This window comes from Thiohalophilus sp. (assembly GCF_034521165.1).
In the GTDB taxonomy this organism is placed as follows: domain Bacteria; phylum Pseudomonadota; class Gammaproteobacteria; order UBA6429; family Thiohalophilaceae; genus Thiohalophilus.
This window is the reverse complement of the sequence record NZ_JAXHMV010000002.1, coordinates 358,530-380,054: the sequence shown is the minus strand read 5'-3', so window position 1 is coordinate 380,054 and position 21,525 is coordinate 358,530. Positions and strand designations below refer to the sequence as shown.

The 21,525-nt window shown below is 59.4% G+C and carries 16 protein-coding genes and 1 riboswitch; of the genes, 13 read left to right on the top strand and 3 right to left on the bottom strand.

Going from position 1 to position 21,525, the window contains the following annotated elements; translation table 11 throughout:
* Nucleotides 1–39: 39 nt before the first annotated feature.
* Entirely contained in the window at nt 40–1,392 is a 1,353-nt protein-coding gene (locus tag U5K34_RS03540) for an alanine/glycine:cation symporter family protein (protein WP_416224011.1), read from the bottom strand.
* 174 nt (nt 1,393–1,566) lie between these two features.
* Here U5K34_RS03540 and ampD point away from each other — a divergent pair, with 174 nt between their 5' ends.
* From ampD to U5K34_RS03510, 6 genes are all read left to right on the top strand, one after another.
* The gene (gene ampD / locus U5K34_RS03535; RefSeq protein WP_322567143.1) at nt 1,567–2,112 is read left to right on the top strand and encodes a 1,6-anhydro-N-acetylmuramyl-L-alanine amidase AmpD; all 546 of its coding nucleotides are present in this window, start codon (nt 1,567–1,569) and stop codon (nt 2,110–2,112) included.
* Between the two features lie 49 nt (nt 2,113–2,161).
* Nucleotides 2,162–3,031, top strand: a complete 870-nt coding sequence (gene ampE, locus U5K34_RS03530; RefSeq protein WP_322567142.1) for a regulatory signaling modulator protein AmpE — start codon at nt 2,162–2,164, stop codon at nt 3,029–3,031.
* 15 nt (nt 3,032–3,046) lie between these two features.
* Nucleotides 3,047–3,559, top strand: coding sequence for a bifunctional adenosylcobinamide kinase/adenosylcobinamide-phosphate guanylyltransferase (gene cobU, locus U5K34_RS03525; RefSeq protein WP_322567141.1), 513 nt, complete (start codon nt 3,047–3,049; stop codon nt 3,557–3,559).
* A gap of 3 nt (nt 3,560–3,562) precedes the next feature.
* Entirely contained in the window at nt 3,563–4,627 is a 1,065-nt protein-coding gene (cobT, locus tag U5K34_RS03520) for a nicotinate-nucleotide--dimethylbenzimidazole phosphoribosyltransferase (protein ID WP_322567140.1), read from the top strand.
* A gap of 270 nt (nt 4,628–4,897) precedes the next feature.
* Nucleotides 4,898–5,515, top strand: coding sequence for an alpha-ribazole phosphatase family protein (locus U5K34_RS03515; protein ID WP_322567139.1), 618 nt, complete (start codon nt 4,898–4,900; stop codon nt 5,513–5,515).
* Nucleotides 5,512–6,276, top strand: coding sequence for an adenosylcobinamide-GDP ribazoletransferase (locus U5K34_RS03510; protein WP_322567138.1), 765 nt, complete (start codon nt 5,512–5,514; stop codon nt 6,274–6,276). The genes U5K34_RS03515 and U5K34_RS03510 overlap by 4 nt, the downstream gene beginning before the upstream one ends.
* Before the next feature lie 344 nt (nt 6,277–6,620).
* Here the strand turns inward: U5K34_RS03510 and U5K34_RS03505 are convergent, their stop codons facing one another.
* A complete protein-coding gene (locus U5K34_RS03505; RefSeq protein ID WP_416224010.1) occupies nt 6,621–8,069 on the bottom strand; it encodes a cobyric acid synthase in 1,449 nt (482 codons plus the stop codon).
* Nucleotides 8,070–8,164: 95 nt separating this feature from the next.
* Here U5K34_RS03505 and cbiB point away from each other — a divergent pair, with 95 nt between their 5' ends.
* From cbiB to U5K34_RS03485, 4 genes are all read left to right on the top strand, one after another.
* Nucleotides 8,165–9,103 (top strand): adenosylcobinamide-phosphate synthase CbiB, encoded by a 939-nt coding sequence (gene cbiB, locus U5K34_RS03500; RefSeq protein ID WP_322567136.1) that lies wholly within the window; start codon nt 8,165–8,167, stop codon nt 9,101–9,103.
* Complete coding sequence (cobD, locus tag U5K34_RS03495; protein ID WP_322567135.1) at nt 9,084–10,139, top strand: threonine-phosphate decarboxylase CobD; 1,056 nt, start codon at nt 9,084–9,086, stop codon at nt 10,137–10,139. The genes cbiB and cobD overlap by 20 nt, the downstream gene beginning before the upstream one ends.
* Nucleotides 10,136–11,017, top strand: a complete 882-nt coding sequence (locus U5K34_RS03490; protein ID WP_322567134.1) for a cobalamin-binding protein — start codon at nt 10,136–10,138, stop codon at nt 11,015–11,017. Before cobD ends, U5K34_RS03490 begins: the two co-directional genes overlap by 4 nt.
* Nucleotides 11,018–11,145: 128 nt before the next feature.
* Nucleotides 11,146–12,717, top strand: a complete 1,572-nt coding sequence (locus tag U5K34_RS03485) for a PAS domain-containing methyl-accepting chemotaxis protein (protein WP_322567133.1) — start codon at nt 11,146–11,148, stop codon at nt 12,715–12,717.
* Nucleotides 12,718–12,862: 145 nt separating this feature from the next.
* On the opposite strand, the gene U5K34_RS03480 is transcribed toward U5K34_RS03485, so the two are convergent.
* On the bottom strand, nt 12,863–13,636 hold the full coding sequence (locus U5K34_RS03480) for a hypothetical protein (RefSeq protein ID WP_322567132.1): 774 nt from the start codon (nt 13,634–13,636) through the stop codon (nt 12,863–12,865).
* Between the two features lie 286 nt (nt 13,637–13,922).
* Between U5K34_RS03480 and U5K34_RS03475 the strand changes: the two genes are divergently transcribed.
* The 3 genes from U5K34_RS03475 to U5K34_RS03465 all read left to right on the top strand — a co-directional run bounded on the left by U5K34_RS03475 (nt 13,923) and on the right by U5K34_RS03465 (nt 21,403).
* On the top strand, nt 13,923–17,141 hold the full coding sequence (locus tag U5K34_RS03475) for an EAL domain-containing protein (protein ID WP_322567131.1): 3,219 nt from the start codon (nt 13,923–13,925) through the stop codon (nt 17,139–17,141).
* 238 nt (nt 17,142–17,379) lie between these two features.
* Nucleotides 17,380–19,401 (top strand): sodium-translocating pyrophosphatase, encoded by a 2,022-nt coding sequence (locus U5K34_RS03470; protein ID WP_322567130.1) that lies wholly within the window; start codon nt 17,380–17,382, stop codon nt 19,399–19,401.
* Nucleotides 19,402–19,720: 319 nt separating this feature from the next.
* Nucleotides 19,721–19,996: riboswitch (cobalamin riboswitch) on the top strand.
* 117 nt (nt 19,997–20,113) lie between these two features.
* Nucleotides 20,114–21,403 carry a cobyrinate a,c-diamide synthase gene (locus U5K34_RS03465; RefSeq protein WP_322567129.1) on the top strand — a complete coding sequence of 430 codons (1,290 nt, stop codon included), beginning with the start codon at nt 20,114–20,116 and terminating at the stop codon, nt 21,401–21,403.
* Nucleotides 21,404–21,525: the final 122 nt, after the last annotated feature.

Sequence of the window (21,525 nt, the reverse complement as noted above, 5' to 3'; positions counted from 1 at the left end):
GCCACAGCAGGCCGGGTTCATGCTTTCATTCTAGCGTGTTCAGCCCGGCATGCGACTGAAATAATCGTCGGACAGTTTTTTCGCCAGCCCGGCCAGCAGGATCAGACTGATCAGATTGGGCGCGGCCATCAGAATATTGGCGATATCGGCAAAGTTCCAGACCAGTTGCAGCGGCACATAGGCACCGACCACCACCAGCACGGTAAATACAATACGATAGGGCAGTATCGCCCGTTCACCAAACAGGAACTCGGCGCTGCGATCGCCGTAATAGGACCAGGCGATCATGGTCGAATAGGCGAAAAAGACCAGCCCGATGCCGACCACCCAGCTGCCGATCGTGCCCAGCCCCTGTTCGAAGGCGTAGGCCGACAGGGCGGCGCCTTCCAGCCCGTCGGGACGGGCATCGCCCCAGGCGCCCATGATCACGATCACCAGCGCGGTCATGGTGCAGATGACAATGGTATCGATAAACGGCCCCATCATTGCCACCAGTCCCTCGCGGGCCGGCTCACTGGTGCGTGCCGCGGCATGGGCCATGGGGGCGGAGCCCAGCCCCGCCTCGTTGGAGAAGACACCGCGTGCCACCCCGTACTGAATGGCCGCGCCGATGGCACCGCCGCCGGCGGCCCAGGGATTCAACGCCAGATTGAAGATGGTGGCAAAGGCCGCGGGAATTTTATCGAGGTGCAAAAACAGCACCAGCAAGGCCGCACCGCAATAGAAAACGGCCATAAACGGCACGATACGCGAAGTGACGCGGGCGATGCGTTTGATTCCGCCGATGATCACCAGGCCGACCAGAATGGCGATGATGACGCCGATCCCGAGCCGGTAGTCGATGATCCCGGGAAAGACATAGGCCAGCCCGTCCACCACCGAATTGGCCTGCACCATGTTGCCGATGCCGAACGAGGCGATCAGGGTGAAGGCAGCAAACAGGACCGCCAGGGTTTTGAAGTTCAGGCCGTACAGCAGGGTATACATTGGCCCGCCGGAGACCGTGCCGTCGGGGTGAAAACGGCGAAACTTGAGCGCCAGCGAGCAGGAGGCAAATTTGGTCGCCATGCCCACCAGCGCGGTGATCCACATCCAGAACACCGCGCCGGGGCCGCCGAAGGCAATGGCGGTGGCCACCCCGGCGATATTGCCAGTCCCGACGGTCGCCGACAGGGCGGTGGACAGCGCCTGAAAGTGGGTGACCTCGCCGGGATCCACCGGTTTGTCGTATTTGCCGCGAATGATGCCCCAAGAGTGTTTGAAGCCGCGGATTTGTACAAAACGCAGTCGAATCGTCAGATAGAGGCCGGTGCCCACCAGCAGGACGATCGAGGGAATGCCCCAGGCATATCCCGACACGATGCCGGTCCACTCGGTCAATCGGGCCAACAGGTTATCCATGCGGTGTCTCCCGTGATTATTGTTTTATTGGCTCAGGACAGGGGGTGAATCCGCCTCTGATATTAACAGCCCGCGGACAATGGTGTAATGTAAAGCGCACAAATTTGCCCTGTCCGGGACAAACATCGCCCGCTACAGGACTCAGGAAGGACAACGGATTATCCCATGCAGATCGATCCCCATACCGGGCTGCTACAGGGCGCGCGCCAGTGCCCCTCGCCCAATTACAATGCCCGGCCCGATCCCGGGGATATCTCCCTGCTGGTGATTCATGGCATCAGCCTGCCGCCACAGCAGTTTGGCGGGGATGCCATTGACCGTTTTTTCACCAACTGCCTGGATCCGGCCCAGCATCCCTATTTTCGGGAAATCTGCGATCTGCAGGTATCCGCGCATCTGCTGATACGCCGTAACGGCGAGCTGGTCCAGTACGTCCCCTTTGGCGAGCGGGCCTGGCACGCCGGCGATTCACAATTTGCCGGGCGGACCAATTGCAACGATTTTTCCATCGGCATCGAACTGGAAGGCAGCGATGAACTGCCCTACGAGCCCGTTCAGTATCAACAGCTGCAGGCGGTAACCCGCCTGGTGCAACAGGCCTATCCGGCGATCACCCGCGAGCGGATCGTCGGCCACTGCGATATCGCCCCGGGACGCAAGACCGATCCCGGCCCGGCGTTCGACTGGGCGCGTCTGATGGCGGCGTTATAGCGTGCCACAAAGCTTGATATTTACACCTTTTATATAGACACTTGGCATCATGAATCTGATAAGTATATTACTGGCACTGGCGGTGGAGTTCTTCTACAAGCCGGTGTCCGACCTGCGCCGTTTCGACTGGTTCGATCGCTACCACGAAACCCTCTATCACAAACTCGAGGGCCAGCCCCTGCGCGACGGACCGGTGGGCGTGATCCTGCTGATCGGGCTGGTGGCACTGGCAGTCTGGATCGTACTGGCGGCACTGGGCGCCCTGACCGGCCTGCTGGCCTTTTTATTCGGACTGGTGGTGCTGATTTTTACCCTGGGTCCGCGCGATCTGGACGCGGATGTTCAGCCGGTGCTGGATGCCCTGGAACGGGACGATCCCGAAGCGGCCATGCTGTGTGCCCGCCAGCTGGGTGACGAGACGGAAATCACCGCCGAATCCACCGCCGAGCTGGTCCAGCAGGTGCGCGATCGGATTCTGGTGGAGGCCAACACGCGGATGTTCGGCGTGCTGTTCTGGTTTTTGATTCTCGGGCCGATCGGGGCGGTACTGTTTCGACTCAGTTGTCATGTCCGTCAGCAAGCCTCGGTCACGGACGAGTATCGCAATGCCAGCCGCGATCTGTATCAGATTCTCGCCTGGATACCCGCCCGGCTCACCGTATTGTGTTATGCCCTGGCCGGCAATTTTGTCGACACCCTCAGTCGCTGGCAGAGCCCCAAAGACCTCTGGGAACAGGATAGCGACACCTTCTTGATTGTCAGCGGTAACGGGGCGATACAGGGTGAATATACCGGGTCCGACGATGAAGCCGCGATCAATATTGCCCCGGCTCAACATGCGCTGGCACTGGTCAAACGGGCGCTGGTCGTCTGGGTGGTTCTGCTCGCGTTGTTGACCCTGATGGGTCTGATTTTCTGATTCCTGTTCCAACCCATGCAGCAATTAATCCTCGGCGGTATCCGTTCCGGTAAAAGTCGCTATGCCCAGCAATTGGCCCAGGACAGCGGCAAACCGGTCACCCTGATTGCAACGGCCACGGCCGGCGATGCCGAGATGGCCGAGCGCATTCGACGTCATCAACAGGAGCGTCCCGCCAACTGGCAGGTCATTGAAGAGCCGCTGGCGCTGGGCGAGGCCCTGCACAACAGCGATGATCCCGAAGCGATCATGCTGATCGACTGTCTGACCCTGTGGCTGACCAACCTGTTACTCGATAGCGATCCGCAACGGCTGGAACAGGAACAGAACAAACTGCTGGCCTGCCTGCCCTCAATGCAGGCCGATCTGTTGCTGGTCAGTAACGAAGTGGGTCAGGGCATCATTCCCGCCGATCCGCTGTCGCGCCGCTTTGCCGACGAGACCGGCCGCCTGCATCAGCGTCTCGCCCGGGTGTGTGATCGGGTGACGCTGATCACCGCCGGATTGCCGCAAATACTCAAAGGATAAGTTATGCCCTCACCCTGGTGGCAACAGCCCGTGCAGGCGATCGATGAAAATGCATGCCACGCCGCGCAGCAACGTCAGAGCCAGCTGACCAAACCGCCCGGTTCACTGGGTAAACTGGAATCCCTGGCAATCCAACTGGCCGGCCTGCAGGCGAATGCCACGCCCGTGATCCAACAGTGCTGGGTGGCGGTCTTTGCCGCCGATCACGGCATCGCCCATCAGGGCGTATCCGCCTTTCCGCAGATCGTCACCACCGAGATGGTGCGCAACTTCGCCCGTGGCGGTGCCGCGATCAGCGTCCTGGCAGCGCAACAGAACGCCCGGCTGGAAGTGGTCAATGTCGGCACCGCCCACGATCCCGGTGAACTGCCGGGGGTGGTCGACCAGCGCATTGGCGAAGGCACGGCCGACTTCAGTCAGCAACCGGCCATGACACAGCAACAGGCCGAGCAGGCACTGAAGGCGGGCCGCGATTCGGTACAACGCGCGCTGGAAGACGGAAGCCAGATCTATATCGGTGGGGAGATGGGCATTGCCAACACCACCTCGGCCGCGGCGCTGGGCTGTGTATTGTTGCAGCAACCGGCCCGGGAACTGGTCGGCCCGGGCACCGGGCTGGACGATAGCGGGGTCCGGCACAAGGCAGCAGTAATCGACGCGGCCATCGTCCGACACGCGCTCGATCCCGATGATGTACAGCAGGTGCTCCGCTGTTTCGGCGGCTTTGAAATCGCGGCTCTGAGCGGGGCGTTTATGCATGCCGCCCAGCGTGGCCTGCCGGTACTGGTGGACGGGTTTATCTGCAGTGTCGCGGCGCTGATCGCCGAGCGATTGTTACCCGGAAGCAAGCAATGGTTTATCTACAGCCACCGCTCCGCCGAGCCCGGTCATCGGGCGATCCTGGATGCGCTGGGGGCCGAGCCGTTACTCGATCTCGGCATGCGCCTGGGCGAGGGCAGCGGGGCGGCCGTGGCCCTGTCACTCCTGCGCCATGCCTGCGCGTTGCATAACAACATGGCCACATTCGAAGAGGCGGCGGTTTCAAACAAAGAGGCAGGTGACGGGTGATTGTCGTGCCTCTTCTCTGGTTTTTTGGAAATTAACGCAGAGGCAGAAAAATAATTTTGAATTTTTAATGTTGAATGCTGAATTAACATCAATGCTGGATATTTCCGAAGTTGCGTAGATCAGGTTGCGCACAGCGCTACCTGACAACCTCGCTATTCGCAGGGTGTCACGCAGGCTACCGCTGAGTACGAAAATTCAAAATTAAACATTCAACATTAAAAATTTATAACCAAACCCTGGCGTCCTCTGTGGTAAAAAACGAACTTGATTATGGCTGAAAAATCTGTAGTAACAACGGTTGACCTGCTGCGCCACGGCGAGCCGGTGGGCGGCAAGCGTTATCGCGGGCAGATCGATGATCCGTTAAGCGAGCTGGGCTGGCGGCAGATGCGCGAGGCGGTGGCCGATCACTGCCCCTGGGATCGCATTGTGACTTCCAGTTTATGCCGATGTCATGACTTTGCCCGGGAGCTGGCCGAACGTCATAGTTTGCCGCTGCGGACGGAACCGCGATTGATGGAGATCGGCTTCGGTGAATGGGAAGGGCGTAGCGCCGAAGAGTTGATGGCCGAGGATCAACAGCGGTTGTTCCGTTTCTGGTCCGATCCGCTTAACAACACGCCGCCCGGCGCCGAGACCCTGCACGAGTTCGAGCAGAGGGTGACAGGCGCCTGGGAAGACCTGTTGCAACAACATGCTGGCGAACATCTGCTGGTGGTCGGGCATGCCGGGATGATTCGGATGATCCTGCGTCATGTGCTGGATATGCCGTTGTCGAGCATGTTTCGTTTGCGCGTGGATCTGGCCGGGATTACCCGTATCGAGATCGAATCCCACCAGGGTCAACAACTGCCCCGGCTGATCTTCCACGGCGGCCAGCTCAAATGAGCGCGCTGCAGGCCCTGATCACCGCGCTGCAATTGCTCACGCGTATTCCCCTGCGTCTGCCCCGATATTCTACCGCCAATCAGGCGGCGGTCGCCGGCTGGTCGGTGCTGTTCTATCCCGTGGTGGGATTGCTGATCGGAGGCCTGTTGCTACTGGTGTGGTGGCTGCTGCAGGTTGTCGCAAACAGCGAGGTGTCTTTGCTGCTGGCCGGGTTACTGTTGTTGTGCTGGGTGAGCATCACCGGCGCCCTGCATCTGGACGGGCTGGCCGACAGCGCCGATGCCTGGCTGGGCGGGTTCGGCGATCGCGAACGGACCCTGGCGATCATGAAAGACCCTTACGCCGGACCGGCCGGGGTAACGGCGATCGTCGTGATCCTGCTGCTCAAATTCGCCGCGCTGGGTGAGATGACCTGGGCATTCTGGCCGCAGTTGCTGGTCATTCCGGTGCTGGCACGCTTGCAGGTGATGTTGCTATTTCTGACCACGTCCTATGTTCGCTCCGGCGGCATGGGCTCGGCGGCCACCGAACACCTGCCGCGTAAGACAGCGTGGGTGTGGCTGCTCTTGATCGCCGCTGCCGTGATCGTTTTTATCGACACAGGCTGGGTATTGATCATCGGTACGGTCGTGGTCTTTATCGTGTTGCGCGCGATCATGCAACAGCGGCTCGGCGGCACCACCGGCGATACCGCCGGGGCCCTGATCGAAATTACCGAAGCGGTGTTGCTGTGTGTAATAGTTCTGAGTTCTGAGTTCTGAGTTCTGAGATGAGTTGGCAGTTGGCAGTCATCAGTTGGCAGAAAAACAAGGCTAGAGCTTCGCGCAACCTACAGTATTGGTCAGATCAACAATGTTGCCTCTTCTTGGAAGTTAATGGAAATAACGCAAAGGGCGCAAAGACGCAAAGACGCAAAGACGCAAAGAACGCAGAGAAAACAGATTTTATATTAACTCAATGGTAAACCAGGCACTGCATATATGCCATAAGGAAAATCATTTCTCACAAACAAATCGACATAAAGAATTAGTATCCTCCGCGTCCTTTGCGTCTTTGCGTTCTCCGCGTTAATTTCCAGTAACCTCGAAAAGTGGCACCTGCCGAATTATTCCTCGAGCCCGATGATGGCCAAAAGCTTCGGCATATCCAGGTGCTGTTCGAGTGTGGCGGCGAGTCGGTCGATGGCCGTTTCCTGCAGTTGTTGATAGTCCGGTTGTGGTTCCGATTGCCGGGCAAGTCCGGCCCATTCCAGCAGGGCCTGGCAGGCCCGGGGTTCGTCGAACAGGCCGTGTAAATAGGTGCCCATGACGTTGTTATCGTTCGAGATGGCCCCGTCGTGGCGATCGTCGAGGATCACGGCCGGTGATTCGCAGGCGGGGCCTTGCGTGTGGCCCATATGAATTTCATAACCGCTGACCGGCGCATCGGTGAATGCCAATCGGCCTCGCACATTATGCAATTGTTTGACCGGTTCCAGGGCGGTCTCCATGGACAGATAACCGAGTCCGGTCGTCGAACCGGGCGGCCCTTCCAGTCCCTGCGGATCGTGTAGCTGCTCGCCCAGCATCTGAAAGCCGCCGCAGATGCCGATCAGCTTGCCGCCGTAACGCAGATGGCGGGCGATGGCGGCGTCCCAGCCGTGCTCGCTCAGCCACTGGCGATCGGCGCGCACGTTCTTGCTGCCGGGCAGGAGGATCAGATCCGCCGCCGGGATCGGATCGCCTTCGCCGATATAGCGAAAGTTGATACGCGGGTCCACGCGCAGGGGATTGAAGTCGGTGTGGTTGCTGATCCGCGGCAGCAACGGGACGATCACCTCAAAAGGCCGGTCAGTGTCGCACTGCTGTTCAAGATTCAGGCTGTCCTCGGCGTCGATCTGCAGATTCATCAGATAGGGAATCACCCCCAGCACCGGGATGCCGGTCTCCCGCTCCAGCCAGTCGAGGCCCGGTTGCAGCAGGCTGACGTCGCCGCGAAAGCGGTTGATGATAAAGCCCCTGATTCGTTCGCGTTCGGTGGGGCTGAGCAGTTGCACGGTACCGACCAGCTGGGCGAAGACGCCGCCGCGATCGATATCGGCCACCAGCACTACCGGGCAGTCCACCGCCTCGGCGAAGCCCATGTTGGCGATATCGTGCTCGCGCAGATTGATTTCGGCGGGGCTGCCGGCGCCCTCGACAAATAACAGCTCATACTGGTCCGCCAGCCGCTGCCAGGAGTCCAGCATCGCGGTTTTCGCGGTCTGTTTGTATTGGTGGTATTCTACCGCGTCCATGTTTCCCAGCGCCCGGCCCTGAATGATGATCTGCGCCCCGGTGTCGCTGGCGGGTTTGATCAGTACCGGGTTCATGTCCGTGTGCGGGGCCAGCCGCGCGGCCTGCGCCTGCACCGCCTGGGCCCGGCCGATCTCGCCGCCGTCCGCGGAGACCGCGCTGTTGAGCGCCATATTCTGTGGCTTGAACGGCGCGACGCGCTGGCCGCGATTGGCAAACAGCCGGCACAGGCCGGTGACCATGATGCTTTTGCCGGCATCGGAGGTGGTGCCCTGGATCATCAGGGCGCGAGAGGTTCTCAAAATAACATCCGGTATCCAGTGAAACGAATCCGCTATTTTAATACAGAATGCCCCCCTGCCGGGTTACAAACCCGATGCTGAGCATCGCGATCGTGCTGGCGGCCGTAATGCTGGACCAGTGGCTGGGCGATCCCCGGCGTTATCATCCGCTGGCCGGGTTTGGTCGCCTGGTTCTCTGGTTGGAAGCCCGGGTTTACGGGCCACCTTCGGTGAGTGCCGCGCGGCGGCGCTGGCGCGGCCTGCTCGGTTGGCTGTTGCTGGTGGCGCCGCCGGTGGGGCTGACCGCCTGGCTGGTGATGGTTCTGCCGCTGTGGGGCGGGGCCGTGCTCGAGTTGCTGTTGCTTTATCTGGCCCTGGGCGGCCGCTCGCTGGCGCAACATGCGCGGCGGGTCGCCCGCAAGCTGGAGCAGGCGGATCTGGACGGGGCGCGCCACGCCGTGGCGATGCTGGTCAGTCGGGATACCGCCACACTGGATGCCTCGCAGATCAGCGCCGCCACGGTGGAGTCGGTGCTGGAGAACGGCAATGACGCGGTGTTCGCCACCCTGTTCTGGTTCCTGCTGCTCGGCGCGCCGGGAGTAGTGCTCTTCCGGCTGGCCAACACCCTGGACGCGATGTGGGGCTACCGCAACGACCGCTACCGGGATTTCGGCACCCTGGCGGCGCGCCTGGACGATGGGCTGAACTGGCTGCCGGCGCGGCTGACTGCCCTGAGCTATGCCCTGCTGGGCCACACTCGCCAGGCCCTGCGCTGCTGGCGGACCCAGGCGCCGCACTGGGAAGGCATCAATCCCGGGGTGGTGATGGCCAGCGGCGCCGGGGCGCTGAACCGGACGCTGGGGGGACCGGTCAATTATCATGGTGCGCTGCGCGAGCGGCCGCCGCTGGGCGCCGGCCCCCCTGCCAGGGTGGGTGATATCCCCCGGGCGGTGCGTCTCGTACAATACACGCTGATTTTATGGCTGGTGATCATCGCGATCGCAGGAGGTCTGTTTGCCACAACATGGGGGTAATCTGCTGGAAGCGGCACGCCGTTACGGGCGGGCGCCGGAGGCGTGGCTGGATCTGTCGACCGGGATCAATCCCGGGGCGTATCCCGTGCCGTCGCTGCCGCCCCGGGTCTGGCAGCAGTTGCCCCAGCAGGACGATGGCCTGATCGACGTCGCTCTCGATTATTACGCTGCCCCCGCGCTGCTGCCGGTGGCCGGCTCACAGCAGGCCATCCAGCTGTTGCCGGGCCTGCGCGCCCCCGGCCGCGTCGGGGTGCTCTCTCCCAGCTACAACGAACACGCGTATCGCTGGCAGCAGGGCGGCCATACGCTGGTACCACTGCGCCTGAATACCCACGGAGATACCCTCGAGGACAGCATCGATTCGCAGATCGACTCCCAGATCGACTCGGTGGATGTGCTGGTGGTGGTCAATCCCAATAACCCCACCGGCCACCGCTTTGGGCCCGAACAACTGCTCGACTGGCACCGGCGCCTGCAGGCCCGCGGCGGCTGGCTGGTGGTGGACGAGGCCTTTATCGATGCGACGCCCGAACAGAGTCTGGCTGCCCACAGCCACTTGCCGGGGCTGGTCGTGCTGCGTTCGATCGGCAAGTTCTTCGGCCTGCCCGGGCTACGCGGGGGCTTCGTGCTGGCCGAGACCGGGCTGCTCGCGGCACTGTCCGAGCGGCTAGGCCCCTGGGCCGTTGCCGGCCCGGCCCGCTTCATCATGCAGACGGCGCTGGCGGATGACACCTGGCAGCAGCGGATGCGCGAGCAACTGCCCCGGGCCAGCGAACGACTGGTGCACTTGCTCAGCGAATACGGTTTGCCGGTCGGCGGTCATTCGGCGCTGTTTGCCTGGTTGCCGACATCGACGGCACACGCGCTGCACGAGCAGCTGGCCCATGCAGGGATCTGGAGCCGCTATTTTGACCCGGCCGCCGGCGGTCCCGGTCTGCGGTTGGGGTTGCCGGGCGAGGAGGCCGACTGGCAGCGACTCGGGATCGCGCTGGCACAAATTCATCAATCGAAATGCAACCAGGCGGTGCAGGCATGAAATATCGTTGGATCGCAACAGGCTGGCTCTGTCTGCTCGCCGGGCTGGCGAGCGCCGGGACCCTCAGCGTCACTGATTATACCGGGCAGAAGATCCAGCTGGATCAGCCGGCCCGGCGCATCGTCAGCCTGGCGCCGCACATTACCGAGTTGCTGTTCAGCATCGGCGCCGGCGAGCGCGTGGTGGGGGCGGTTAATTACAGCGACTATCCGGAGGCGGCCAACGCTATTCCGCGCGTGGGCGGCTACAACGCGGTGGATCTGGAGCGCATCGTGGCCCTGGAGCCGGATCTCGTCGTTGGCTGGCAAAGCGGCAATAACCCGGCTGATCTGGAAAAGCTGCGCCGCTTCGATCTGCCGCTGTTCATCAATGAGCCCCGCCGCCTGAGGGATATTCCCGATACCCTGCGGCGCCTGGCGATATTGACCGGTAATCAACAACAAGCCGAGACGGTGATCGTCGAGTTCAAGAATCGCCTCGAACATTTGCAGCGTTTCCGCGACCGGCAACCGGTCAAAGTCTTTTACCAGATCTGGGATCGGCCGCTGATGACGGTCAATGATGAACACCTGATCGGCGATGTGATCCGTTTGTGCGGCGGACATAATGTCTTCGGCGAGACGGTCAGTCTGACCCCGCAGGTGTCGGAAGAGTCGGTGATCGCAAAGGCGCCGCAGGCGATCGTCATCGGTGGCATGGGCGAGCAACATGCCGAATGGATCGAGCGCTGGCAGCGCTGGAAATCGATTCCGGCGGTGGCGCACGATCACCTCTTTATGATCCAGCCCGATCATCTGCAACGCCACACCGTGCGCATCCTGCAGGGTGCCGACACCCTGTGTGGCCAGCTGCAACAGGTTCGCGATGCACAAAAGTAGTGCCCGAAAAGTAAAGAATTCCCGTTTTGTGACGCTAACCCTGTATAGGGAAAACCCTGAGTTTGTAGTAGTTTTAAGTTTTTATGTAATGAGTTGATTGATAAGCAGTATTCAAGAGAAGGCCTCGTATGAAAAAGAATTATCCCGTCACCAACGTTGAAAAGGAATACAGCGAAGACCTCCGGATTATTACGACCACTAATACAAAGGGTATTATCACTTACGCCAATGACGGGTTTGTCGAGGTCAGTGGTTTCTCGCGCGAAGAGCTGGTAGGCAAAAACCACAATATGGTGCGCCACCCCGACATGCCGCCGGCAGCGTTCGAGGATATGTGGGAGACCATCAAGGCCGGCAAGCAGTGGATGGGGATTATCAAAAACCGCTGCAAAAACGGCGACCATTACTGGGTTCAGGCCCATGTCACGCCGGTATACAGCCATGGCGAGATGAAAGGCTACCAGTCGGTGCGGATCTTGCCCAAACGGGAGTGGATCCAGCGCGCCGAGCAGGTCTACGCGCGGCTCAATGCCGGCAAAAAGCCGTTTTCCTGGACAATGAAACTGGCCTGTGCCGCACGACGGACCGGCAAATATCTGTTGATCCTGTTGCCGCTGGTGATCGCCGCCGGTCTGCTGGGCCAACTGGCCTGGCCCTACCTGCTGGGCGGCATGTTAGCCTCTCTGCCGGTGGCCGCGTTGCTGGCCAACGTCGAGGGGCGCATTATGAACAAGCGGTCCCGGCTGGCCCGGGAGGTGTTTGATAATCCGCTGGCCCAATGGATCTTCACCGGTCGGCTCAGCGGGGTCGGTGTCTACGAACTGGGGCTGATCACCCAGCAGGCGATGCTGCGCACCATCCTGGGCACGGTCGAAGATTCGGCCATTAATCTCGGAGATGTGGCCAATGACAATGCCGGCGTGGTGGAACAGACCCGCCAGGGTGTGCAGCGCCAGCGGGACGAGATCGATCAGGTGGCCACGGCCATGAATGAAATGGCGGCCACGGTACAGGAAGTGGCCCAGAACACCCAGAGCGCCATGAACGCCGCCAACGAAGCGACCGAACAGGCCCGTTCCGGCGCGTTGACCGTGACCGAGGCGATCGGGGTGATCGAGAATCTCTCGGCAAGCGTCAAGCAGGCCCAGGAAGTGATCCAGAAACTCTCCGAAGACAGTACCTCCATCGGTAGTGTGCTGGAAGTGATTACCGGCATAGCCGAGCAGACCAATCTGCTGGCGCTTAATGCCGCGATCGAGGCGGCCCGGGCCGGCGAACAGGGCCGCGGGTTTGCTGTGGTGGCCGATGAAGTCCGGACCCTGGCACAACGGACCCAGGAGTCCACCAAAGAGATTCATGCGATCGTCGAACGTATTCAGGGCGGCGTGCAGCACGTGGTCAACGAAATGGGCGAGGTGACCGAAAAGGCCGAGCATGGGGTCGAGCAGGTGGAAGGGTCTGCCATGGCGCTGTCGGAGATTTCCGGCGCAGTGAACTCCATCAACGACATGAACACCCAGATTGCCAGTTCCGCCGAGGAACAGAGCGCGGTGGCCGAGGAGATCAACCGCAACATCATCAACATTAACCAGGTCTCACAGGAGACCGCCGACGGCGCCGCGGTTACCGCAGAAAGCAGCCAGCGCCTCTCCGAGATGGTCGCGGAGCTGCGCTCCATGGTGCATCAGTTCAGTAAATAATAAATAACAGGGACGAGTAACGAGGCGCTTTGAATTTCTGGATCGTAGGAGCGGCTGCGCCGCGATAGATCTTCGCCAGCCGCACGGTCCATCGCGCCGAAGGCGCTCCTACAGAGTTCGATTACAGGTTTTTCCTCGTCCCTCGTTACTGCGTCCGCAGGCCGCTCTGGATTTCCCGTAGTTTGGGCACGTTGAGGTCGGCTTCGTCGGCGAACTTGATGGCCCGGGCCAGGCGTTTGGGCGCGCTGCGGCCGGTGCACTGGTGGTGCAGGTCGCCCTCGATCGCCTCGACCATGCCCTCGATCAATTTTTCCCGCTCCAGGTGATGACCGACCAGCCAGGCCTGGATATCCATCACTTCATCCGCGACATGGCGGGCCAGGTCCCGGTGTTGTTCCCACAGTTGTGCCACATCGCCGCCGGTGATTAAGCCGGCGATATTGGTGGTGAGGATGTAGACATTCTTGCGCACCAGCTCGAACTCTATTGCTTCGGGCGTAGCGACTTCCCAGGTCGGAATCTCGAGCGTCCCCAGGGCATTTTCCAGCAGCGGCGCCTGCGGGCCGTAGGTGGGAGAGGGGATCAGCACCTTGTAGTCCTGGCCTTTTTTCTTTTCGAACCAGACAGAGATCACCGTGGGGTTGGCGATGTCGTGCTGCTTCCAGTCACCCGGCAGCAGTTCGTTTTGCAGCAGGCCGAGATGATTTTTCCAGGCATCTGGCAGGCCCTCGAGTGTGGGGTGCAGATCGTCCTCGCCGACGGAGACCAGCACCAGGCGGGGATCGGGCACCGCGGCGGCGATCCTGTCCATGTCCGAGTGGCGGGTGACCGGGAAGACCGGGTGGCCCAGGCGCAACAGGCCGCGGGTAAATACGCCGCCCATCTCTCCGATGCCGACGACAATAACAGGATCATTCATGAGACAGATTCCTTGATTAGATTCCGGGTATAGAACAGCAATGGGTCATTGTAACGATCCGCCGGACGGGTGCGCCAGCGGCGGAGGGGTTTGAGGGCTGGCAGTTTGGCTGCGGGTGGTTAAAATGGCTGCAAGGCTGCCGCTATATAAAATAGAGATAAGCAGGCAGGTCGTTGGGTTCTGTCCGACATATCGGGCGTGAATGGACCGGGGCCGGGACAGGAATCAGTATCCGGTCTATCGTCCACAACGCTGTATTAAAATAATACTTTACTGGCGGTCAGATTTGCAGGATACGCGTTTAATCAAACTCCCCTCCCTTGGCGGCTCGGCCCTGCGGGTTGCGATCTATTACGGGATCTTCGGGGTTCTCTGGATTCTGTTCAGTGACTGGTTTGTGCGGCTGATTGCCGTGGATATCGAGGCCTATCACACCCTGCAAAGCGCCAAGGGGCTGATCTTCGTCGGCCTGTCGGTGACACTGATTTTTGGTCTGATCTATCGCGAGAATCTGCGCACCCGCCTCGCGGTGGGAAAACTGGCGGAGGAACGCCGTCGACTGGCCGGCATCCTGGAAGGGACCCGGGCCGGAACCTGGGAATGGCACATCCCCAGTGGCCATACAGTGTTCAACGAGCGCTGGGCCGGGTTGATCGGGTATACCCTCGAGGAACTGGCACCCCTCTCTATCGAAACCTGGATGCAACATACCCATCCCGATGATTTGCGTCGAGTTAATGAACTGTTGCAACGCCATTTCGACGGTCAGCTGGCCTATTTCGAGTGTGAATATCGCATGCGTCACAAGGACGGCCACTGGGTGTGGATCCTGGATCGGGGGCGCCTGATCGAACGCACGCCGGACGGCAAGCCGTTGTTGATGCTGGGAACCCACATCGATATCAGCCGGCGCAAGGAGTCCGAGACCGAAATACAGCGCATGAACCGGCTCTACGCCACTCTCAGTGAAACCAACCAGGCGATCGTCAGGGTCACCGAACAGAATGTGTTGTTCCAGCGGATCTGTGATATCGCCGTGGAACATGGCGGTTTCAGCCTGGCCTGGATTGGCCTGCCCAACCCGGAAGATGATCGTGTCGAGATCGCCGCGGCGAGCGGCCAGACCGGTTATCTGGAAGGCATTCGTATTGTGACCGAACCCGATCAACCCGAAGGGCATGGCCCGACCGCGCAGGCCTATCGAAGCGGCGAGCGTCGGGTGATCAATGATTTTGCCCGGCATCCGGTGACCCGGCCCTGGCACGAACAGGCCGCCCGGTTCAATATCCGGGCTTCGGGCGCCTTCCCCCTGCGCCGGAATGGGCAGATATTTGGTGTATTGAATATCTATGCCCGGGAGACCGATTTTTTCCAGTCCAAGGAGATCGAACTGCTTGAAGAGATGGCGGCGGATATCGGATTCGGCGTGGAAAATTATTGGCGAGTGATCGAACTGGCCGCCAGCGAGGCGCGCTTTCATGCCATTGCCGACGGTATTACCGATGCCATTATCATGGCCAATCCAAAACGGGAGATTCAATGGTGCAACCCGGGATTTGTGCAGATATTCGGCTATACGCTGGATGAGCTGCAGGGATGGCAAATCGGTATCATCTATGCCAATTCAGACGAATATGAGCGCCAGGGACAACTGCGTTATAACCAGGAGGCTGCCGATCACGGAGAACGTTTTGAGGTTACTTACCAGCGTAAAAGCGGCGAGACATTTATCGGTGAAACGATCGGGACCGCACTGAGGGATGCGGCCGATGAATTGATCGGTTATGTCGCTGTGATTCGGGATGTGACCGAACAACGTAAAACCGAAGATCAATTGCGAATTGCCGCGGCTGCCTTCGAGGTGGAAAACGGCATCATGATCACGGATCGGGAACTGCGCATCGAGCGGGTGAACCGGGCCTTCACCCGAATTACCGGTTACGAACCCGATGAGGTGATCGGCGAGGGTCCCGGGATTCTGCAATCCGGTCAGCACAGCAAAGCGTTTTACCGAAAAATGTGGCAGAAAATCACCGCAGAGGGCTTCTGGGAAGGCGAGATCTGGAACCGCAAAAAGGATGGCGAGATCTTTCCCGAGTGGTTGACTATCAGCGTGGTGCGGAACGAACGTGGTGAAGTGACCCATTATATCGCCTCATTTTCGGATATTACCGAACGCAAGGCCGCCGAACAGCGTATTCATCAGCTGGCTTTTTTTGATCCCCTGACGCAGCTGGCCAACCGGCGATTGTTTATTGACCGGGTTGAACACGCACACCTGACCAGCGAGCGCAGTAACCAGTACGGTGCGATTCTGATGCTCGACATGGATCATTTTAAAGTACTCAATGACACCCAGGGTCATCATTCGGGCGATCAACTCTTGATTGAAGTGGGACGTCGCCTGGAAACAAAGGTGCGGGACGCCGATACGGTGGCCCGGATCGGGGGGGATGAATTCGTCGTATTGCTCGAAAGTCTTGGTAGCGACAATGACGTGGCGGTCAATATCGCCAGCGAGATTGCCGATAAGATACAGCACACCTTGGCTCAACCTTATAAGCTGGATGAGGTTGACGACTACCGCATTACACCGAGCGTGGGGGTTGTCCTGTTCCATGGCCAGGAAACGAGTGTTGAGGAATTACTCAAGCAGGCGGATGTCGCGCTTTACGAGGCCAAGGCGGCCGGGCGTAACACGGCGCGGTTTTTTAATCCGGACATGCAGGACAAGGTGAACGAGCGGGCGCGTCTCGAAGGTGCCCTGTCCAAGGCACTGGAGCAGGATGAGTTTATACTCCACTATCAGCCGCAGATGGACCGGGACAGCTATCTTGTCGGTGCCGAAGCCCTGCTGCGCTGGAAGCCCAGAGGGAGCGATAGCCTGGTCTCGCCCGCCGGGTTTATTCCGCTGGCTGAGGAGAGCGGGCTGATCGTGCCGATCGGTTACTGGGTGCTGGAAACCGCCTGTCGGCAACTTTATCAGTGGCAGCAACAGCGTCCCGGGACAACGTTTAATCTGGCCGTGAACATCAGCGCCCGGCAATTCCATCAGTCTGATTTTGTTGCGCGTTTGCAGGAGATTATCGCATCGACCGGTGCCAATCCCACGGGGTTGAAACTGGAGCTGACCGAAAGCGTGGTGCTGGACGATATTGGTTATGTCATTGAGCGCCTGCAGGGGCTGCAGGAACTGGGCATCGGGACTTCGATGGATGACTTTGGTACCGGTTATTCCTCGCTCTCTTATCTCAAACGCTTGCCCTTTGAGCAGCTCAAGATCGATACCTCTTTTGTGCAGGATGTTGCCCATTCGAGTAACGACTCGGCGATCGTTCGGGCCATTATCGCCATGGGGCATTCCCTGGGCTTGCAAATCGTGGCCGAAGGGGTCGAGACCGAGGAGCAAAAAGCCTATCTGCACAACTATGAGTGCGATCTGTATCAGGGCTACCTGTTTGGCCGGCCTGTGTCGGTCGAGGAGTTTGAGAAAGCATATTTTTGAGTACCAGCACTGCTTTTCCTTCACTGTGCGCTAATCCAGGCCCCCTTTAGACGACTTGATCCTCATCAAGGCGGACTTCCCGGCCGACACGGTCTGATACTCCACTGTTGATCCGGATCGGATTTTGGTCTAAAACCTACTACTATTATCCGGGGTATTCAGCCGAATAAGAATTTAAAAAGCCTTCTGGTATTCCGCCAGGATTAAAAAACAACTTGCAAAAAAGGGAGGGGATCGAATGTCGGGTGAATTGGTATTTGCCTTGCTGTGCGCGGCAGGGGCGATCGGTTATGGGATATTTTCCATTTTTCGAATACTCGCGTTGCCCGCGGGTAGCGCGGAGGTGCAGAAGATCGCCCTGGCCATCCAGGAAGGGGCCGCGGCCTACCTCAAACGACAGTACATCACCATCGGTGTCGTTGGTGTGCTGCTGCTGGTTGTCATGTGGTTTGCGCTCGGCGGAATGAGTGCGCTGGGTTTCGCCATCGGCGCTGTCTTTTCTGGCCTGGCGGGTTTTATCGGCATGCATGTTTCGGTGCGGGCCAACTCGCGCACGGCTGAAGCCGCCAAATCCGGTGTCAATGCCGGTTTACAAGTGGCCTTTCGCGGCGGGGCGGTGACCGGCCTGCTGGTAGTTGGCCTGGGATTGCTCGGGGTCGCCGGGTTTTACGCCTTGCTGGAATTTCTGGCCGGAGAAGGGCAAATCGGCCTGGCGCCGTTGATCGGCCTGGCGTTTGGCGGTTCATTGATCTCGATCTTTGCCCGTCTGGGCGGTGGCATCTTTACCAAGGGCGCCGATGTGGGCGCCGATCTGGTCGGCAAGGTCGAGGCGGGAATCCCCGAGGATGATCCGCGCAACCCGGCGGTGATTGCCGATAACGTCGGTGACAATGTCGGCGATTGTGCCGGCATGGCGGCGGATCTGTTCGAAACCTACGCGGTCACTATTATCGCCACGATGATTCTCGGCAGTTACTGGATGGGCGGCGACAGCCTGCAGGCCACCCTCTACCCGCTGGTCATCGGGGGTGTTTCGATCATCGCTTCCATTATCGGTACCTGGCTGGTACGGGTGCGCGAGGGCGGCAAGGTAATGAATGGTCTTTATAAAGGACTGATTACGGCCGGCATACTTGCGGGGATCGCGTTTTATCCGGTCACCGAAATGATGTTTCCCGGTAGCAGTCAGGAGACGATCAATGGCCTCTATAGCGCGGCACTGGTCGGACTGGGTGTGACCGGGATGTTGGTGCTGATTACCGAATACTACACCGGCACGGACTTTTCCCCCGTACGGCGGGTCGCCGAAGCCTCGGAAACCGGTCACGCGACTAACATTATCGCCGGACTGGCCTTGTCAATGCGATCCACCGCCGGACCGGTACTGGTGGTTTGCCTGGGTATTTTCCTGGCACACTATTTTGCCGGACTTTACGGCATCGCCATCGCCGCCACCTCCATGCTGTCAATGACCGGCATCATCGTGGCGCTGGATGCCTACGGGCCGATCACCGACAATGCCGGTGGCCTGGCGGAAATGTCCGATATGGACGAGAACGTCCGCAAGGTCACCGATGAGCTGGATGCGGTCGGTAACACGACCAAGGCGGTCACCAAAGGCTATGCCATCGGCTCCGCCGGGCTGGCCGCGCTGGTGCTGTTTGCCGATTTCACTCGCGAGCTGTCACATTTCAACGGTGGCGGCATGGCGTTTGATCTCTCCAGCCACAAGGTGATCATCGGACTGTTCATCGGCGGGCTGGTCCCGTATCTGTTCGGTGCCCTGGCGATGGAAGCGGTCGGACGTGCCGCTGGCGCAGTGGTCGTGGACGTGCGTCGCCAGTTCAAGGAGATGCCGGGAATCATGGACGGCACCCAGAAACCGGACTACTCGCTGACCGTGGACATGCTGACCACCGCGGCAATCAAGGAGATGGTTCTGCCCTCATTGCTACCGGTGCTGGTGCCCATCGCGGTCGGCTTTCTGCTCGGCCCGCAGGCGCTGGGAGGCCTGCTGGTGGGTTCCATCGTTACCGGTCTGTTTGTCGCCATCTCCATGACCACCGGTGGTGGCGCCTGGGATAACGCCAAAAAGTTTATCGAGGATGGTAATCATGGCGGCAAGGGATCCGAGGCGCACAAAGCCTCGGTGACCGGCGATACGGTCGGTGATCCCTACAAGGACACCGCCGGGCCGGCGATCAACCCGCTGATCAAGATCATCAACATCGTGGCGTTGTTGATCGTGCCGTTGATCTGAGGAGATAAGGATCTGAGGAGATAAGGAACTGATGAGAAGGGTATGCAGGTAATATCACACTTTTATAGTTCACTGTGAATAACGCGGAGGACGCAGAGGCGCAAAGACGCAGAGAAATAAAGGAAAATTGATTCTGACTAATAGCAGGAACAATCATGATCGTATTCTGCGGCTCAGTGCCTCTGCGAGCTCCGTGTTATAAATTCATCTTTCGCAAAGAATATGTGACGTGGATGGTTCAAGAAGGAATCCAGGCTGTCCCTGATATCTGTTTGGGCCAGTGCGTGGCTGCTTGACACTCTGGTCAGCCTGTTTTAGTTTGGCGGCGTTGCTTTCAGGTGTCCCTGGGTGTTCTGATCCGGGGATGAAACGGGAAGCCGGTGCGTTCCTGACTACCACGGTTGATGAACCATTCCGGCGCTGCCCCCGCAACGGTAGGTGAGTTACGGCGGATCATCCAGCCACTATCCTGCTTAATGTATCGCGCGCGAAATACGCGCATCTTGGCATTAACAGTATGGGAAGGCGATCCGCCCGGGCCTTGTATCCGGCCCGCTCGCAAGCCCGGAGACCGGCCTGAAGTGAATGGTTGGTATTGCGGAGGGCGATGCGACGGCCGGCAGATCATTGACGCTGTTTCCGTCTGAATCACATTCTCCGCTGAACTTGTTATTACTGATACGCGTGGTTTGACGCGAGCGGAGGAAACTTCATGGCTTTTTGTCCCGCACTTTTCATTGCGGCACCGGCTTCCGGACAGGGTAAGACCACGGTGACGGCCGCTCTGGCGAGACATTACCGGGATCGGGGAAATCAGGTCCGGGTGTTCAAGTGTGGACCGGATTTTCTTGATCCCATGATCCTGGAATACGCTTCAGGGGCACCGGTCTATCAACTCGATCTCTGGATGGGCGGGGAGCAACACTGTCGTCAACTTTTGCACGATGCGGCAAAAGAAACCGATCTGATCCTGATCGAAGGGGTGATGGGTCTGTTCGATGGCGAACCGTCCAGCGCCGATCTGGCTATCCTGTTCAATATACCGGTACTTGCGATCATCGATGGCAGCGCCATGGCCCAGACGTTTGGCGCCATCGCGCATGGGCTGTCAACGTATCGCGACGATCTGCCGTTTGCCGGGGTCTTTGCCAATCGGGTGGCGGGTGAGCGCCATTACCAGATGCTCGCCGAGAGTCTGCCGGACGGGATGACCGCCTACGGCTGGCTGGCGCGTGACACCGAACTTGCATTGCCGGAACGCCACCTTGGTCTGGTGCAGGCCATCGAGGTGGGCGATCTGGAATCACGCATTGCCCGGGCTGCCGCCGCACTTGGCGAGATGAATATCCCGTTACCGCCTGCGGTTGAAATTACCGCCCCGGCCCAGGTCTCACTTGAGCCGTTATTGAAGGGCCGGCGTATCGCCGTGGCAAAGGATATGTCTTTTGCCTTTCTCTATCGCGCCAATCTCGAACTTTTACAAACACTCGGCGCCCAACTTGAATTTTTCTCGCCGCTTGATGACAAAGTCGTTCCTGACGCCGATGCCCTGTATCTGCCCGGGGGATACCCCGAGTTACACCTTGAACAACTGGCATCCAATAGCGCCATGAAAAACGCCATTCAGGCATTTCATGATAGTGGCAAGGCCATTGTCGCCGAATGCGGCGGGATGCTGTATCTGCTGGAGTCGCTGACCGATGTCGAAGGTGAACGGGCGGATATGCTGGGCTTGTTGCCGGGGCAGGCCACTATGCAGAAGAAACTGGCCAACCTGGGCCTTCACCATGTCGAATTACCCGAAGGCAGATTACGTGGACATACGTTCCATTATTCACAGGTGGAAAGTTCGCTTGCTCCCGTTGCCTGGAGTGAGGGGCAACGTGCCGGGCGCCGCGGTGAGCCGGTCTATCGCGAGGGCAATCTGGTCGCTTCCTATTTTCACTTCTACTTTCCCTCCAACCCTCACGCCGTCGCGAAACTGTTTGCACCGTCGCTTTAATACTCTTGCAGTCGTAGGCCCGATAAAGCGCAGCGGTATCGGGCAACACCGCCAATTGCCGGACACCGCGTTGCTATGTCCGGCCTACCACTGCGAGAGATAAGCTTTTTTTAATTAACTTA

Excerpts from the sequence above, each read along its gene's own strand:
- U5K34_RS03480 (WP_322567132.1), bottom strand. The coding sequence starts at position 13,636 with ATGAATGATCCTGTTATTGTCGTCGGCATCGGAGAGATGGGCGGCGTA.
- cobT (WP_322567140.1), top strand. The coding sequence starts at position 3,563 with ATGCCCTCACCCTGGTGGCAACAGCCCGTGCAGGCGATCGATGAAAAT.
- cbiB (WP_322567136.1), top strand. The coding sequence starts at position 8,165 with ATGCTGAGCATCGCGATCGTGCTGGCGGCCGTAATGCTGGACCAGTGG.
- cobU (WP_322567141.1), top strand. The coding sequence starts at position 3,047 with ATGCAGCAATTAATCCTCGGCGGTATCCGTTCCGGTAAAAGTCGCTAT.
- U5K34_RS03470 (WP_322567130.1), top strand. The coding sequence starts at position 17,380 with ATGTCGGGTGAATTGGTATTTGCCTTGCTGTGCGCGGCAGGGGCGATC.
- U5K34_RS03465 (WP_322567129.1), top strand. The coding sequence starts at position 20,114 with ATGGCTTTTTGTCCCGCACTTTTCATTGCGGCACCGGCTTCCGGACAG.
- U5K34_RS03505 (WP_416224010.1), bottom strand. The coding sequence starts at position 8,069 with ATGATCCAGGGCACCACCTCCGATGCCGGCAAAAGCATCATGGTCACC.
- U5K34_RS03485 (WP_322567133.1), top strand. The coding sequence starts at position 11,146 with ATGAAAAAGAATTATCCCGTCACCAACGTTGAAAAGGAATACAGCGAA.
- ampE (WP_322567142.1), top strand. The coding sequence starts at position 2,162 with ATGAATCTGATAAGTATATTACTGGCACTGGCGGTGGAGTTCTTCTAC.
- U5K34_RS03490 (WP_322567134.1), top strand. The coding sequence starts at position 10,136 with ATGAAATATCGTTGGATCGCAACAGGCTGGCTCTGTCTGCTCGCCGGG.
- ampD (WP_322567143.1), top strand. The coding sequence starts at position 1,567 with ATGCAGATCGATCCCCATACCGGGCTGCTACAGGGCGCGCGCCAGTGC.
- U5K34_RS03510 (WP_322567138.1), top strand. The coding sequence starts at position 5,512 with ATGAGCGCGCTGCAGGCCCTGATCACCGCGCTGCAATTGCTCACGCGT.
- U5K34_RS03515 (WP_322567139.1), top strand. The coding sequence starts at position 4,898 with ATGGCTGAAAAATCTGTAGTAACAACGGTTGACCTGCTGCGCCACGGC.